This is a genomic window from Varibaculum cambriense DSM 15806 (genome assembly GCF_000420065.1).
GTDB classification, from domain to species: Bacteria; Actinomycetota; Actinomycetes; order Actinomycetales; family Actinomycetaceae; genus Varibaculum; species Varibaculum cambriense.
The window spans coordinates 165,897-182,568 of the sequence record NZ_ATUF01000004.1 but is presented as its reverse complement, the minus strand read 5'-3'; the positions used below and the strand labels follow the sequence as shown (position 1 = coordinate 182,568).

Below are 16,672 nucleotides of genomic sequence, written 5' to 3'. Positions count from 1 at the left end.
GGAATCGCCTAAACCGTTTAGTTGACATAATGTACATTATCGGATCGAGGTTCGAAAGTGTTTGTGGGCGCATATCTCAACTTGATAGCCGCTTACAAATACCGCCTGCTGATTATCTGCGCCAGGAAATCAGCAGGTCCGATCCTGATTTCCTGGAAATAACTCCTCTTGTGGTGAGCGTGCCTGCGCGTGTGACTGCCCTCGAAAATTAGGGTTACCGGCTGTCAATTTGCACTTTTGTTAGCAAAACGCTCTTTGTCCGATTTTTATGCAGGCCAACTGTTAACATCAAGAGCAGAGTAAATACCCAGTAAATCCAATGATGGAAGGGAAAAATATGAGCACTGAATGGAATGAACTCGATCAACGCGCAGTTAAAACGGCGAAGCTCCTAGCCGCCGATGCGGTAGAAAAAGCCGGAAGCGGACACCCGGGAACCCCGATTTCCCTAGCTGCGGCGGCATATTTGCTTTACCAGCGGCACCTGCGTTTTGATCCGCAAGATTCAGATTGGTTAGGACGCGACCGCTTCGTCCTCTCTGCTGGACATGCTTCGCTCTTGCAATACATTCAGTTGTATCTGGCAGGGCAAAATATGGAACTTGACGATCTAAAGAAGTTCCGTACCTTTGGTTCCTATACTCCTGGTCACCCCGAGTACGGACATACTAAGGGTGTAGAAGTAACCACCGGACCGCTGGGATCCGGCTTTGCGGTCGCGGTCGGCTTTGCGATGGCCTCCCGGCGGGCGCACGGCATGTTAGATGCGGACACTCCCGTGGGTGAAAGCCCCTTTGACCATAATGTTTACGTAATCGCAGGCGATGGCTGCCTACAGGAAGGAATCTCTGGTGAAGCTTCCTCGCTGGCCGGAGTCCAAGATCTGGGCAACCTCATAGTGATCTGGGACGATAACCATATCTCTATTGAGGACGACACCAATGTGTCTTTCCAAGAAGATGTGTTAAAGCGCTATGAATCTTATGGCTGGCACACCCAGCGCGTTGATTGGCTGGCAGAGAACGGTAAATACGAAGAGGACGTAAATGCGCTTGACCAAGCAATAAATGCGGCTAAAGCCGAAAAGCATCGGCCTTCCATCATTGCCTTGCGCACGATTATTGGTTGGCCTTCGCCTAATAAGCAGAACACCGGGGCGATCCATGGCGCGAAACTGGGTGAAGCAGAACTTAAGGAATTCAAGAAAGTTCTGGGCGCTGACCCGGAGAAAACGTTCGATGTTGATGAAGCAGCCGTAAAACACTCCCGGGAGAATGCCGCTGCGCGTGCTCAGGAAGCTCATGCTGATTGGGATGCTCGCTTTGACGCCTGGAAGCAGGCTAATCCGGATAAGACTGACCTGCTAGAGCGGATTCTTGCTGGCAAACTTCCCGAGGGTATCGAGGATGCGCTTCCGGTATTTACTGCCGGAGAATCCCTTGCGACTCGCGCGGCCTCTGGGAAAGTTATTTCCGCAATCGGCGCAGTAATGCCGGAATACTGGGGCGGATCCGCAGACCTCGCAGGTTCAAATAACACTACGATTGCCGATGCACCCAGTTTTATCCCCGAATCGGCGCAAACCGACATGTGGAAAGGTAACCCCTTCGGTCGGGTGCTGCACTTTGGGGTGCGCGAACACGGTATGGGCGGAATTATGAACGGGATTGCCCTGGATGGCCTTACCCGCGTGTTCGGGGGAACCTTCTTTGTATTTAGTGACTACATGCGGGGCGCAGTCCGTTTAGCTGCCCTGATGGATATCCCCGTAACTTATGTTTGGACTCATGATTCGATTGGTGTTGGGGAAGATGGACCTACCCACCAGCCGGTGGAGCATCTGACGTCCTATAGAGCAATCCCCAACCTGGCGATTGTGCGGCCTATGGATGCCAATGAAACCGCCGCCTCCTGGCTGGCGATTCTGCGTCAACACGGGCCGGCCGGTTTGATATTAACTCGGCAAGGTTTACCGATCGTAGAGCGCGAAGACATGGAAGGTGCGGGAGCGCAGGCTCTGGCTAGCGCCAAGAATGTAGAAAAGGGCGCCTATGTATTGGCCGATACCGCAGGGCAGCCGGACGTAATCCTAATGGCCTCCGGATCCGAGGTGCAATACGCTTTACAGGCGCGCGAAACTTTGGCAAAAGAATCCATTGCTGCCCGCGTAGTATCGGTTCCCTGTATGGAATGGTTTAAAGCTCAAGACGCTGACTACCGCGAGCAGGTACTGCCGGCAGCGGTAAAAGCCCGAGTCTCGATTGAAGCTGGTTTAGTTGATCCCTGGCGCGACCTAGTCGGTGACAACGGAGAAAGTATCGGCTTGGATGATTTTGGGTTACCGGGGGCGGCCGGTGAGCTATTTGCCCATTACGGACTAGATAGTGATCACGTGGTTGCTGCTGCGAAACGCTCGTTGGAGCGCGTGCGCTCATAAGTGCAGGTTTACAGAACTGGTAGGGAGAATATCCCTAAGTGGTATAGAAAGAATTTAGGTCATCAATGCTGATGACCAGAGGAGGAAAATAATGGGACTTCGAATAGTAATCGGAGCAGATTCAGCCGCTGTCGACTATAAAGAAATAATCAAAAAAGATTTAGAGGCAGACGAGCGCGTAGAAAAAGTAATTGACATTGGGCTTAAAGCCGGCGAGGACGTTGACTACCCCCATGTGGGTATCAAAGGTGCGCGCATGGTTGCTGCCGGAGAAGTAGATCGTGCCTTGCTGCTGTGTGGTACCGGAATTGGGATGGCGATTGTCGCCAATAAGGTTCCCGGTATTCGCGCTAGCGTGGGACATGACTCCTTCAGTGTGGAACGCCTGATTAAGTCCAATAACGGACAGGTTTTAACTATGGGACAGCGCGTGATTGGCATCGAACTCGCGCGGCGCTTAGTTAAAGAATGGCTAGGTTACGAGTTCGACCCGCAGTCTAACTCGGCACGGAAAGTCCAGGAAATCTGCGACTACGAAGTACCGCAGACCGATGGAGAAACCACTCCCGGTAGCTGCAGTTAGCTACCACTCCCCTAACTTCTCGGCTCGGAAAGGGCCAAGTTTGGGATATTTGAAGCTTGGCAATTTTTGCCAAACCCTATCTGAATAAAGGTAAAAAAGACATGATCGAAACAATACAAATGGCGGCGCAAGCGAGCGACTTTGTTAACTCCTTTGGCCCCTCAGCTGGATTCTCGCTGTTTTGGGCAATCTGTGCCATTGGCGGGGGAATGATCGGGGCCGGAATCGGTGGTAACTGGGCCTTCGTAATGACCGGTTTCTCCGTGTTCCTAGGCTTTGCGGTAGCTGCCACCACGGGAAGCGATGTTGTCCTTAACTATATGGCGTTCGGACCGGTATTCGGTCCCCACATTTGCTTCGCAGGTGCAGTAGCTGCTCATGCCTACGCCGGAAAACTGGGGCTATTAGGAGATAAGAAGGGTAAGGATATTGATACCTCGCCCGCCGGTTTTGGTAATCCGACCATGCTCTGGATCGGTGCTGCTTTCGGCTTGGGTGGCTACCTGGTAGAACGCTGTATCCGCTTGATTCCTTGGTTTGGTCACAACACCGACACCGTAGCATTAACGGTTTTGTTGTCTTCCCTAGTAGTCCGGCTAGTCTTCGGTAAGAGCGGGATCTTTAACTGGACTTCCCAGCTTACCGATAAGGAATGCTGGCTGCGCTGGCAGGAGAAGCCTTCCCAGTGGATAACTATCGGGGTGGCCGCTTCGGTATTGTCCGGGGGGCTGACCTTAACCGTCGCCTACTTGCTTCCGCATGTGAGTCCCGAAACCGAAAAGGTATTGCTGGCTAATGCCCAGACTCTGCCCTTCGGTATTTCTGCTATCACCATTTTGATGCTGATTCTCGGCTTCAAGATTCCGGTGACGCACCACATTACGATTACCGCTGGTCTAGCAGCCATGGTTTGGTTCCCAATTTTAGGAAACAGCCTGCTTTTGGCACTGCTGGCCGCCGTGGTATTTGGATTGATGGCCGCGGGTCTGGCCGAATTCGCTCAAAGGTTGATGTATGCCCGCGGCGATACGCATATTGACCCGCCCGCCTCATCTATTTGGATTTCCCACACCATCGTGCGCGGTTTGGGATTACTGGTAATGGCAGCAATGGTCTGAAAATAACTAAGCGTTGGGGTGGAAAGCGAAGTTGCTTTCCACCCCAACCTCAAAAACTGCTGGAGAGGAAAACAGATGCAAACAGGAAATGGTTTAAAGTTCCCCACCGAGTTTTATGATGCCTATATCTTCGATATGGATGGCACCATTTATCTGGGAGACCACCTATTACCCGGGGCGAAAAGACTAATCGAGGAACTGCGGCGTCGCGAGATTCCGGTGCGTTTCCTGTCGAATAATCCCACCAAAGACCCCCATCTTTATGTAGACAAACTAGAAGGAATGGATATTCCCACTCCCCTAGAAGATATTGCCAACACGGTGGTCACGATGACCCGTTGGCTAAAAGATCACCACGCTGACAAAACCGTCTTCCCGATTGCGGAGCAGCCTTTGATTGATGCTCTGCATGATGCGGGCATCAAAATCAGTGATGATCCCGAAAAAATCGATATTGTGATCGCGTCCTACGACCGCACCTTTGACTATCGCAAGCTGCAGATAGCGTTTGACGCCATCTGGTTCCATAAACGGGCCATTTTGGTGGCTACTAACCCTGACCGCTACTGCCCCTTCCCGGGCGGGCGCGGCGAACCAGATTGTGCCGCCATTATTGCCGCGATCGAAGCCTGTACTCAAACCAAGTGCCAGGTTATTACCGGTAAACCAGAACCGGTGATGCTAGAGGTGGCCATTGAAGGCCTTGATGTTAATCCCCGCCACTGCATGATGGTGGGCGATCGCCTTTACACCGATATCGAGATGGCCAAGAAAACCGGGATGTTTTCGGCGATGCCGCTTACCGGAGACTCCACAATGGAAGAGGCACTGGCGCTACCGAAAGAACATCAACCCGACTTCATACTGGATCGCGTTGACCGCTTGATTCCTGCCGCGGTGTGGGAAGAAAACGGTTGGACCGCAGAGGACGACTAAAGACGATAACTAAATAAAAAAAGGCTTAGTACCCTAAAAACCAGAAAAATGCGCTCACCGCTGCGCGCAAAAGTCGCCGACAATGATGCCGGCGCAAAGTTTAAGGAGAGAACAAATGGTAGCACCGGGTTATGAAGGTCCCTACCTACTGGGAATCGACTACGGCACCGAATCGTGCCGAGCCGCGATTTTTGATTTGCGGGGCACCCCGATTGGCTTTGCCGCCACCGGATACCCCACCTATCATCCCCATCCAGGATGGGCAGAACAGGATCCCTCCGACTGGTGGGAAGCCCTGGTAGCTTCGGTTCGCAAAGTGCTAGACCAAACCGGCATTCCCGCCCGTCATATTGCGGGTATTAGCTATGATGCCACCACCATGACTGTGGTCCCCATCAACAAGGAAGGTAAAGAAATCCGCCGCGCCATTATGTGGATGGATGTGCGTGCCACCAAACAGATGGAACGGGTAATGGATATGGATCACTGGGCGCGCCTATATAACGGAGGTAAGACCACTCCCCCGACCGCGGAATGGTATCCCTTCAAGGTGGCCTGGCTACAAGAAAATGAGCCCGAAATCTTTAAAGAGGCCTACCGGATTGTAGATGCTCCCGACTGGCTCACCTATCGTCTAACCGGCGAATGGACAATTAACATTAACTCCGCTTCTATGCGGATGAACTATAACCGCGACTATGGCGGGTGGCCGGTAGAATACTACGAGGCAATCGGGGCCGGCGATGCTTTTGAAAAGATGCCGGAACGGGTAGAAGACCTGGGGGTCCCTCTCGGCGGACTATTGCCATCGGTAGCGCAAGAACTAGGGTTGCTACCGGGTACTCCGGTAGCTCAGGGCTGCGCTGATGCTTGGGCAGGACAGATCGGCTTGGGCGCCGTACAGCCGGGACGAGTATCCCTAACTACCGGATCATCTCACGTTATTGCAGGACAGTCCGATAAGCCCGTTTATGGTAACGGCTTTATGGGCTCCTACACTGACGGAGTTCTTCCTGGTCAATACACTTTGGAAGGCTCACTAGTATCTTCCGGTTCTGTTTTGAAATGGTTTAAAGAAGGTTTTTGTGAGCACCTGGTAAGGAGTGCCGAAACCGTGGGAGTTAACCCCTACGAGATTTTGGATCGTAAATGCGCTGAAATCGCACCGGGCTCAGACGGGCTAATTATTAACGAGTACTTCCAGGGTAACCGTACTCCCTATACCGACTCCAAAGCCCGGGGAATCATGTGGGGGCTGTCGCTTTCGCATACTCCGCTACATGTTTACCATGCGATTATGGAGGCAGTGGCCTTTGGTACTGCCTTCAACTTTAAGAAGATGGAAGATGCCGGATTTAAGTTTGACCAGGTAACCGTGTGTGGTGGTGCCACCAAGTCGCCGCTGTGGATGCAGATGCACGCCGATGTTTCCGGAAAGCCGCTGGTAAAGACCGAAGTTGGCGACGCGGTCGTGCTCGGTACCTGTATTTTAGCGGCCGTGGGATCTGGGCAATATGCCAATATCCAAGAGGCTGCCGCCAATATGGTGCACGAGACCGAGCGGATTGAACCCAATCCGAAAACCCACGAAGAATACCAATTCTACCTGCAAAAATACATGGAAAGCTACCCGGCGATGCAAGAGCTGACCCATGAGGTAGTTGACCATGTGGCCGCCGGTGAATAATCCAAAAAAATAAAGAAAGAAGTATCAATGACAAACGAATTGATCGCAACCGCACTAGAGACTGCTAGCGACACTAAAGATATCGAGTTCGGCGTTGGGGTACTAAAGGAAACCGGCCCGCTGTTCGCCCGCCTCTTTCCCGGGAAAACAGCCCTGGTAGTAGCGGATGAGAACACCTTTGGCGCAGCCGGAAAGGGAGTAGTAGACTCCCTCAAAGCGGCAGGGGTGCCGATGCACGACCCCTACGTTTTCCCCGGTAAACCTACTTTGTATGCCGGTTACGAGAATGTAATTAAAGTTCGGGAAATACTACAAGATCTCGATGACACCGTGATCTGTTCCATTGCCTCCGGAACCCTAAATGACCTGTGTAAACTGGCCAGTGGAGAACTGGGACGTCAGTATATGAATGTCTGCACCGCGGCCTCGGTAGATGGCTACGCGGCATTTGGCGCCTCCATCACCAAAGACGGTTTCAAGATTACTCGCGAGTGCCCAGCTCCTGCGGGGTTGGTGGCTGATCTAGATGTAATCGCCGCGGCCCCCCAGCGCCTGACCGCTACCGGTTACGGGGATCTGATTGAAAAGATCCCCGCCGGAGCCGACTGGCTGCTGGCCGATCGCCTCGGCGTGGAAGCTGTAGATGACTACACCTGGTCCTTGGTGCAAGGACCCTTGCGGGGGGCCCTATCCGATCCGGAAGGTGCTGCCAAGGGTGATCGGGATGCCATCGAAGGGTTAGCCGAAGGCAATATTATGTCCGGGCTCGCCATGCAGGCCCTGTCATCGTCTCGCCCCGCCTCGGGGGCTGGTCACCAGTTCTCCCACACCTGGGAAATGGAAGGACACGGCCTCGACTGGGAGCCGCCGCTGTCTCACGGCTTCAAAGTCGGAGTCGGCACCGTAGCCTCTCTGGCGATTTGGGAAGAGTTCTTGGCGATGGATATTCCCAACCTGGATATTGACGAAGTAGTAGCCAATGCCCCCAGCGAAGCCGAGGTCTTAGCCAAGGTAGAACAACTAATCATTCCCAGTATCCAGGGTGAAGCGAAGAAACACTCCCTTAACAAGCACTTAGAAGGGGAAGAACTTCGTAAGCGCTTAGAACTGCTGAAAGAAAAATGGAGCGAGATCAAAGAAATCTGTTCTAAGCAGCTGATCTCACCGGAGGAAGCGCAAGAAAACTTGCGTAAAGCCGGTGCGCCCTATCACCCCGAAATGATCAAGATCGATTGGGATCGTTTCCGCAAGACCCACCGCCAGGCGCAGATGATTCGTTCGCGCTACACGGTGTTGGATATTCTGATGGATCTCAACGCTCTTGACGAGGTAATCGATCGTTTGTTTAGCCCGGAAGGATTCTGGGGGAAACATCGGCACGCTAACTAGTTAAATAGTTAGTTGTCAAGTATCAAGACTCTTCGAAAATCGCAAAGCAATGGAGCCTGCAATGGAAAATAAATATGTAATCGGAATAGATTTCGGTACCCTGTCCGGACGCGCGGTAGTGGTGCGGGTAAGTGATGGCGAGGTATTAGCTTCCGCCGTCACCGAGTACGCCCACGGAGTTATGGATAAGACTCTCACCGCGGGCGATGGACAGGCGCTACCTCCCGAGTTCGCCCTGGAGGTGCCAGCTGATTATATTGCGGTGCTGGCCAGTGCGGTTCCGCGGGCAGTCAAGGAATCTGGGGTTGATCCTAAGGACGTGGTGGCTATCGGTCTAGACACTACCTCCGCTTCCCTGGTCGTTACCGATGAGGAAGGCGCCCCGCTTTGCGAAAAGGAAGAGTTTAAAAACAACCCGCACGCCTATATTAAGCTGTGGAAACACCACGGCGGCCAAGACCAGGCAGACCGGATCGTAGCGCTGGCAAAAGAGCGCAACGAACCCTGGCTTGGCCGCTATGGCGGGGTGCTTTCTTCCGAACTGGCACTACCCAAGATGCTGGAACTGTATGAGAAAGCCCCCGAGGTATACCAGGCAGCCGAAGTAATTACCGATATCATGGATTGGCTAACCTGGAAAATGACCGGGGTGCACACTCAAACTGCTGGAGCCAGTGGGTATAAGCGGATGTACCAGGATGGAAAGTACCCCGATAAAGCATACTTGGAGGCGCTAGCTCCCGGATTCGGCGAGGTCTTCGAGCAAAAAATGTCGGCACCGATCGCGCCATTGGGCTCCAAAGTCGGAGAGCTTACCGAAAAGGCTGCCTCTCTAATGGGACTAAAAGCGGGGATCACCGTCTGCTCCGGCAATATTGATGCGCATGTGCATGCGGCCGGCGTGGGAGCTACCGAAAACGGGGTGTTAACCGCAATTGCTGGTACCTCTACTTGTTTCGTGGTTTCTGCCCATGATTACGCGGATGTACCGGGAACTTTCGGGGTAGTCGATGGCGGTATCGTGGATGGTGAGTGGGGCTTTGAGGCTGGTCAAACCGCGGTGGGAGATATTTTCTCTTGGTTTACCACCCAGTGTGTACCCGCCAGCTACCGCGAGGAAGCCCAGAAACGGGGCATTAATATCCATGACCTGCTTACTGAAAAAGCCGCGGAACAAAGAATCGGGGAACACGGCCTCTTAGCTTTGGATTGGTGGAACGGAAACCGTTCCATTCTGGCCGATGCGCGCCTGTCGGGAATGATGCTAGGGATGACCCTCACCACTACTCCCGAGGAAATGTATCGCGCCCTGCTGGAATCCACTATTTTCGGGGCGAAGGTCATTATCGACAACTTCATCGAACACGGGGTCGATATTAACGAGATCGTAGTAGCCGGAGGGCTCCTAAAGAATAAGTTGTACATGCAGATGTACGCGGATATTACCGGACTGCCGATTTCCATTTCTGCCACTGACCAAGCGGGCGCCTTGGGCTCCGCGGTATTCGCGGCGGTTGCCGATGGACAATACCCAGATATTTTTGCGGCTTCCGCGGCCATGGGTAAGAAGATTTCCCATGCCTACGAGCCGATCCCTGAAAATGTGGAAGCCTATCGTGAACTCTATGCCGCCTTTAAAGAAATGCATGACTTCTTCGGCCGGGGCGGCACTAAAGTGATGCGCAACTTGAAAGCGATTAGAGCGCAGGTACACCGCGGAAACTAAAGGAGAAAATATGCCTCACGTAAATGAACTACCCGCGGAGATTCGTCAGCAGGTAGCAGCTACCCGCGAAGTAGTTGCCGCTTTACACGCGGAACTGCCCGCCAATGACCTGGTGGTTTGGACTGCTGGGAATGTTTCGCAGCGGGTGGAGGGCGCCGATTTATTCGTAATCAAACCTTCGGGGGTACGTTACGATGAGCTATCGGCCGCTACCATGGTGGTCTGCGATCTAGAGGGTAACAAGCTGGATGATGACACCTCCGGGGAGCTGCAGCCTTCTTCAGATACTGCGGCTCACGCCTATGTTTATCGGCATATGAATGAAGTAGGGGGCGTGGTTCATACCCACTCCCCCTACGCTACGGCATTTGCTGCCGTGCAGCAGCCGGTTCCCTGTGTGCTAACCATGATGGGTGACGAGTTCGGCGGGGAAGTCCCGGTCGGTCCCTTCGCGATCATCGGGGATGATTCCATCGGACGCGGGATTGTTGAAACCTTGAAAGATTCCCGCTCTCCCGCAGTTTTAATGGCCAACCACGGGCCGTTCACTATTGGTAAGGATGCTAAAGCTGCAGTCAAGGCTGCAGTCATGGTAGAAGAAGTAGCCAAGACAGTAGCGATTGCCCGGTCTCTGGGTGAGCTATGTCCGATTGAATCGCGTCATATCGATTCGTTGTACGAGCGTTACCAAAACGTCTACGGTCAGCCTCCCGTTAAATAGTTTTAGTTTCGCCGGTGGGCAAAAGAGCATGCTAGCTTTTTTGCCCATCGGCTGAGCTGTTAGAATAGGGCGGTATTAGCTGGGTAGCGAGCACAGGCAGCAAAGAGAGGTTAACTATGGCAGAGCGGGCACTACGCGGAACGAGTATCGGGTCAAAAAGCCTAGAAACAGAGGACGGCGTAGTATTCGCAGAACGCCGCGAAAGCCTCTACATTTGCCCTAATGGTCACCGTTTCCACATGACTTTTGCCGCCGAGGTCGCCGCGCCCGCCGAATGGGAATGCAAATGCGGGGAAACCGGTGAACTGCAATACGAAGAACCCGCAGAAGAAGAAGATTCTAAGCCTTTACGTCCGCAGCGTACCCACTGGGATATGCTCATGGAGCGTCGCAGTGAAGAAGAACTGCAGCAACTGCTAAAAGAACAGCTGGAAGTCCTGCATTCAGGGGCACTAATGGACGGGGTGCATTACCGCTAGTCAAATCCCCTGCTTTAACTAAACTATGCGGTGCTGCAAACCCGCACCTGGGGCGGGTATCTAGAATATCAATTCCCTGCTGGGGTTGCTTCCTAGGCGTTAGCTGCGCGCAGCTGGCGCCTTAAATAGGTCAGCTAGTCCCCAACGGGTCACTTTTGCCAGGGCTTCCAAGATAATAGCGCTAGACATTTTGGAGGCTCCGGCCGCGCGTTCTTGGAAAGTGATGGGTACTTCCACAATATTTCCTCCGGCTTTTACTGCCCGTCGGGTCATATCTATTTGGAAGCAATACCCGCGGGAATCTAGATCCTCTAGTCCCAGACGACTAAGAAAATCTAGCCGATAAACCCGAAAACCGGCGGTTGCATCCCTGATCCCCAGACGCAATAGTGCCCCAATATAGGCATTACCGGCTCGCGAAAGCGCCTCCCGTAACTTTGACCAACCCTGGAGGCGACCTCCTCTTATCCAACGCGAACCAATCACCAGATCCGGCTCACTCGGGCACAACCGGCGGGCTAGCAGTTTTTTCAGGTCGCGTACCCGATGAGAACCATCTGCATCCATCTGCACTACCCAGGAGTATCCAGCCTCATGTGCCCAAGAGAAAGCCTCCAAATATGCCGGGCCTAACCCGGCTTTTTCCCTCCGGTGCAGTACCTTCACTCCCCTATCTTTACTTGCTAGCTCCTCCGCCAGCTGCCCGGTGCCGTCGGGAGAATTATCGTCCACAATCACCAGGTCCGCTTGCGGAATTTCGCGACGTAGTTTTGCCACCTGCCGGGGCAGAGTTTCTAATTCGTTGTAGGTAGGAATCGCGATTACGGTATCTGTCATTTCTTTTCTGGTCCTTTCAAAAAGTTTTTTCTGTTTCCTCTGCTCTGCTCTTATTCACCGCTATTTTGCGTCCTCTTCCAGGGGAAAACTTAGCGCCTTGAAAGCTGCGTTTTTGTATTTTTAAGAAAATCAGGGCTGCTCCCACCAATGCCAGCCCAATTAGAATTCCGAAACGGAAAATGCTGTTCACCGCGGCCCCAATACGTGCCTGCCAGGTGAGAGTATCCCGCAAAGGCAGCGCCGCTTTTAAAGTATCTGCCCGGAAAAGCCCGGATTGGGATACTACCTGACCTTCCGGATTGATCAGAGCGCTCACTCCCCCCACTGCGACCTGCACAGATGAACGATCATATTCTAGGGCGCGGAAGCGGGCAATCTGGAGCTGTTGCCGGGACTGGTAGGAGTAGCCAAAAGAAGAATTATTAGTGGGGAAATAAAGTAGATTCGCGCCCGCATGCACCGTATCGCGCACCAGCGCATCAACCGCCACTTCGAAACAGATGTTTGCCCCCACTTGCGCATCACCAATGGGAGTAACTCCCGGAGACTTTCCCGGTACCATATCGCGCGGCAGCATTTTTACCTGTTCGGGGAAAAGCTTAGAGATCAGGGGGCGAGCTGGGAGGAACTCCCCAAAAGGCACCGGTTCCCGCTTGGTATAGATCTGCGAAAATTTGCCGTCCTCCAGTTTTACTACCCGGTTAGAGGTGGTTTTTTCCTCATAAACTAAGGTGCCAAAGATAATGGGAATCCGCAGATTTTCCTGCCAGGAGCGTAGTTCCTCCGCCCACTGAGCATCAGAGCGCAGATCGATATCTGCCGCCTGTTCCCCCCATAAAACCACTTGGGTGCCGTGCAAATCACTGGCTCGCGCTCGCGCCATATGTCCAGACAAGATGGTGCCGGGATGCGCATAGGTAGGGCCAATCGGCCAAGAGACGCCCCCTTGCATGGCCGCCACCTTTATCCGGGGAGAATCTTGCGAGTTGGGTAGAGAAGGCAAACCCACCCCCGAAAAAATGATTAGCACCAGCGCCAGACCGGCAACAGCCAGATTGGGCATCGAGATTTTCCAATTCACGCTAACTAGCGCCGCCACTATCCCCACCATAAGGAAGGCCATCCCGTTTTCGCCCAGGAGTGGAATCCATCCCTTCATAGGGCTATCTACCTGCGAAAATCCTAGCATCCCCCAGGGCATTCCCGTCCAGGGAAAGCATGCTCGCCAAGCTTCAATACCGGCAAAAGAAAAGGCCGTCCAAAAAGTCCATAGCGGGCTGGTCAGTTTACGGGTAGCCAGAACTAATACCGCCCACAGGGTGGGAAATAGAGTTTCAAAAAGAGCCAGCGCAATCCAGGGTGTAGCAAAGGTAAGTGAGATCGCCACCCAGCGGAATAACACCAAGAAAAATAGCAAAGAAGCCAGACTAGAGATCACTAGGGCGTATCTGCGGCGCGCCCGGCGCAGAATTAATAGCCATAGTCCGAGAGCTAACCAGGCGCCTAGCCAATGGGATCCCCAGGCCGAAGGGAAAGCCAAGAGCATACCTGCTGCAATGGCTATGGCAGCCAGAAGCGCCCAAAAACCATTTATTAAATATCTGACCATGCCACCACTCCGCGCAAAATCAACTTTTGAGCTTTACGGGCGGTAGCCGAGGTTTCCACACTGCCCACCATTTCCAGCTGCCGTAGCACATCTAGCAGCTGTTTCATCGCGCGCACAAAATCCCCGGCCTCGATAGGGGCGGCCTCTAAGGCCACCGACAGTGGTTTGCCCTGAGCCCAGGCGTAAGTCGCTGCCACCAGCGCCGAGGACGATTGCGGCAGCTGAGGGGCTTGCAGTTCGGTTTGCACCTGGCGCAAATCCGCCGCCAACTCTTCGATCTGATTAACCACCGATTTCAAGGCCGCTGGTACCGGAGCTCCTGCTTCTTCCCGCCGCGCCTCATAACTAGCAGCCGAACAGGCTGCCGCTAGTTGCGCCGGATTAAGCCCCGCAAAAATATTTTTTAGGGCGCATTGCGCCAGGAGTAGATCATATTCGCTATATATTCGGCACAGCACCGCCCCAGATTCGGTCACTTGTCCCTGCGGATCTAGATACCCCAACTCGCTTAGGACGCTAACTACCCGGTCAAAGGTATCAACCAGCGCTCCCTCCGAAACATCGACTTGGCGTCGCAAGCGGGCAGCCTGCCGTTCTAGACGCGCCCACCGGGAGGCCTTCTTAAGATGGCTATCTAACTGGGGACAACTGGCCGCGGGGTGGCGCGCCAGCAGCTCGCTCAGTTCCAGTTCGCTCAGTTCTGCTAGCTCCCGGCCATTAATTTCCGGTACCGGAGAGGAACTTTTCAGACTTGATACTGCTGTCTTTGCGGGGGTAGCCGCCTCTTCCTCACTAGGTTTAGCAGGCTCCGGATCGGTAAATATCCCCTCTCGCACCGCGGTGCGGAGCTTGGACGCGAGGCGTTGGCGGTCGCGCGGTTTACGTTCCGAGTAATCTTTCACCCACATCTGCCCCACCAGGGCTAATCCGCCAACAAAGCCATTACTGGAAAACTCACGTAGCTTGGCGTTATCAGCCAGTACTGTCAAAGTGGTTTCCCCGGTACGGGTCCCCGATTTTTTCATCACAATCCCGTGCCGCGGGCGGCGACCATCTTTATAAGCCAATACATCCCCGCGTTTTAGGGAACTAAATAGTTCCCAGCGGCGCCGCGCCTGCTCGCGAGCGAGCAGCTGAGCGTGGCGGGCATCGCGAGCCTCAAGCTCGCTCTTAATCCTTACGTATTCGTATATATCCCCATAGGAGCATTCCAAGGACTTTCCCGCAACAATTTCATCGGCTTCCCGTTGCTTTTCGGCTGCCTGCTGTGCTTTTCCCACTACTGCCCGGTCTGCCTGGAATTGTGCAAAAGAGCGTCGCAAAACATCCCGAGTCCCTTCCAAGGTTCCTTGCTCCAGCAGGTTAACCGCCATATTGTAGGTGGGACTGAAAGCTGATTTCAGCGGGTAGGTACGTTTTGAGGCGAGTGCGGCGACCGTAGCTGGTTCCATGCCGGGACGAAATATTACGATCCCGTGCCCCAAAGTATCGATCCCGCGCCTGCCGGCTCTCCCGGTAAGCTGGGTATATTGCCCGGCCGAGAGCATTACGAATTCATGGCCATCCCATTTGCGAAGGGATTCGATCACCACTGAACGCGCCGGCATATTGATTCCCAGCGCCAAAGTTTCGGTAGCCAGCACCACTTTCAGTAGTCCGGCAGCGAACATCTTCTCTACTGCTTCTTTAAGTACCGGAAGTAGGCCCGCATGGTGCACCGCGATTCCTCGCCTCAGTCCCTCGAAAAGGGTATCCAATCCCAAGGCGAGGACATCACCGGGAGGAATATTTTCACTGATTTCCTCCAGCCGCTTAGAGATTTGGCGTTTCTCCGCGGGACTAGTTAGATCTATTCCCGCTGCTACCAGCTGTTTTTGTCCTTCTTGGCAGCGGGCGCGAGAAAAAATAAAGATGATCGCTGGCAGTAGACCTCTGGTGTTTAACTCCCCAACTGCTGCGGGCAATGAGGTATGTTGGCCGCGGCGGGACTCCCCTAGAGAGCGACGGGTCACTGCCAGCAACGCCGGGTTAAGTTTGGTTTTGCCACCAGAAGACTTCACTTCCAGGTCGAAAAGTCGCCCTCCTACCAGCATATGCTGGTAAAGCGGTACTGGACGTTTCTCCGAAACCACAATTTCGACATCCCCGCGCACTTGGCGTAGCCACTGTCCAAACTCTTCAGCATTCGACACCGTGGCCGACAAGGCGATTACTTTCACTTGCGCGCCCAGATGCAAAATGACTTCTTCCCACACTGGCCCGCGATAACGGTCAGCAAGATAATGCACCTCATCGAGAACCACAAACCCTAAATCATCCAGGCGCCCATCTTCGCGGTAGAGCATATTGCGTAGTACTTCAGTGGTCATCACCACCAGAGGAGCTGAGGGGTTAACGGAGATATCTCCGGTCAGTAGTCCCACATTTTCACTGCCGTAGGTGGCAGAAAAATCCCTAAATTTTTGATTAGAAAGCGCCTTGATCGGGGTGGTATAAAAAGCTCTCACCCCGCGTTTTAACGCCAAGAACAGGGAGAACTCCCCCACTAAGGTTTTACCGGAACCGGTAGGGGCAGCCACCAGTACAGATTTATTACTCTCGAGGGCGCGAAGGGCACGAACTTGGAAATCATCAAAGGGAAAATCAAAACGGGCAGCGAAACTAGCAGCTTCTCCCTTTATCTGGGTACGTTTGAAAGTGGCTAACTTTTCAGCCGCGCTAAGAGAATCCCAGTCTCCCGCACCTGGAGGAGCAGGTTTTTTTCGTTTACGCCTACGCGGCACCTACACCAGCCCCAATTTCTCCCAGCGAGCTTTGGCTGCTGCTAGACGGGCGTAGCGACGAGCACGCCGAGTGGCCGCTATTTCCGCGCGCACTGCGCGCGCCTGCGCTAATACTTGGGGATCTCCGCTGGCTCCGGCCGGGCGGAGTGCCGGAAGCTCCGCGGCCTCTTGCAAGTTCTCTAGCGGGGAACTTACCTGCTGAACTTGTTCCCCGAAAACATTTAAAGTGGCATTGGCTTTGCGGAATAGCCAGATAAACATGACGATCGGACAAATTATTGCCGCGAGAATCCCCAGCGTCCACAGCGCTACTAAAAACCCATGCATACCCTAAGCCTACCTGTTTCCGACGCTGGCGGTCACTCCG

At 53.7% G+C, this 16,672-nt stretch carries 13 protein-coding genes; 9 read left to right on the top strand and 4 right to left on the bottom strand.

Features of this window, described 5'->3' with window-relative positions:
- Positions 1 to 337: 337 nt before the first annotated feature.
- The 9 genes from tkt (at position 338) to F605_RS0107325 (ending at position 11,076) form a co-directional block, all read left to right on the top strand.
- Positions 338 to 2,437, top strand: a complete 2,100-nt coding sequence (gene tkt, locus F605_RS0107365) for a transketolase (protein WP_022865243.1) — start codon at positions 338 to 340, stop codon at positions 2,435 to 2,437.
- 91 nt (positions 2,438 to 2,528) lie between these two features.
- Positions 2,529 to 3,020 (top strand): ribose-5-phosphate isomerase, encoded by a 492-nt coding sequence (locus F605_RS0107360; protein WP_022865242.1) that lies wholly within the window; start codon positions 2,529 to 2,531, stop codon positions 3,018 to 3,020.
- Between the two features lie 101 nt (positions 3,021 to 3,121).
- Positions 3,122 to 4,138, top strand: coding sequence for a DUF7973 family transport facilitator (locus F605_RS10485; RefSeq protein WP_231725814.1), 1,017 nt, complete (start codon positions 3,122 to 3,124; stop codon positions 4,136 to 4,138).
- Positions 4,139 to 4,213: 75 nt separating this feature from the next.
- Positions 4,214 to 5,074 (top strand): HAD-IIA family hydrolase, encoded by an 861-nt coding sequence (locus F605_RS0107350; protein ID WP_022865240.1) that lies wholly within the window; start codon positions 4,214 to 4,216, stop codon positions 5,072 to 5,074.
- Positions 5,075 to 5,189: 115 nt separating this feature from the next.
- Positions 5,190 to 6,761 (top strand): FGGY-family carbohydrate kinase, encoded by a 1,572-nt coding sequence (locus F605_RS0107345; protein ID WP_022865239.1) that lies wholly within the window; start codon positions 5,190 to 5,192, stop codon positions 6,759 to 6,761.
- Between the two features lie 27 nt (positions 6,762 to 6,788).
- Positions 6,789 to 8,150 carry a sn-glycerol-1-phosphate dehydrogenase gene (locus tag F605_RS0107340; protein WP_022865238.1) on the top strand — a complete coding sequence of 454 codons (1,362 nt, stop codon included), beginning with the start codon at positions 6,789 to 6,791 and terminating at the stop codon, positions 8,148 to 8,150.
- Between the two features lie 61 nt (positions 8,151 to 8,211).
- The gene (locus tag F605_RS0107335; RefSeq protein WP_022865237.1) at positions 8,212 to 9,876 is read left to right on the top strand and encodes a ribulokinase; all 1,665 of its coding nucleotides are present in this window, start codon (positions 8,212 to 8,214) and stop codon (positions 9,874 to 9,876) included.
- Between the two features lie 10 nt (positions 9,877 to 9,886).
- Positions 9,887 to 10,597 carry an L-ribulose-5-phosphate 4-epimerase gene (locus F605_RS0107330; protein ID WP_022865236.1) on the top strand — a complete coding sequence of 237 codons (711 nt, stop codon included), beginning with the start codon at positions 9,887 to 9,889 and terminating at the stop codon, positions 10,595 to 10,597.
- Positions 10,598 to 10,713: 116 nt separating this feature from the next.
- Positions 10,714 to 11,076, top strand: a complete 363-nt coding sequence (locus tag F605_RS0107325) for an RNA polymerase-binding protein RbpA (protein WP_022865235.1) — start codon at positions 10,714 to 10,716, stop codon at positions 11,074 to 11,076.
- A 99-nt stretch (positions 11,077 to 11,175) separates the two neighbouring features.
- Here the strand turns inward: F605_RS0107325 and F605_RS0107320 are convergent, their stop codons facing one another.
- From F605_RS0107320 to F605_RS10480, 4 genes are read right to left on the bottom strand one after another with little or no spacing between them, the layout of a single operon-like run.
- Positions 11,176 to 11,913 carry a polyprenol monophosphomannose synthase gene (locus F605_RS0107320; protein ID WP_022865234.1) on the bottom strand — a complete coding sequence of 246 codons (738 nt, stop codon included), beginning with the start codon at positions 11,911 to 11,913 and terminating at the stop codon, positions 11,176 to 11,178.
- Between the two features lie 16 nt (positions 11,914 to 11,929).
- Positions 11,930 to 13,522 (bottom strand): apolipoprotein N-acyltransferase, encoded by a 1,593-nt coding sequence (gene lnt, locus F605_RS0107315; RefSeq protein WP_027723693.1) that lies wholly within the window; start codon positions 13,520 to 13,522, stop codon positions 11,930 to 11,932.
- Positions 13,507 to 16,305, bottom strand: a complete 2,799-nt coding sequence (locus F605_RS0107310) for a DEAD/DEAH box helicase (RefSeq protein WP_027723692.1) — start codon at positions 16,303 to 16,305, stop codon at positions 13,507 to 13,509. Before F605_RS0107310 ends, lnt begins: the two co-directional genes overlap by 16 nt.
- Positions 16,306 to 16,632 (bottom strand): hypothetical protein, encoded by a 327-nt coding sequence (locus tag F605_RS10480; protein WP_040765434.1) that lies wholly within the window; start codon positions 16,630 to 16,632, stop codon positions 16,306 to 16,308.
- Between the last annotated feature and the right edge of the window lie 40 nt (positions 16,633 to 16,672).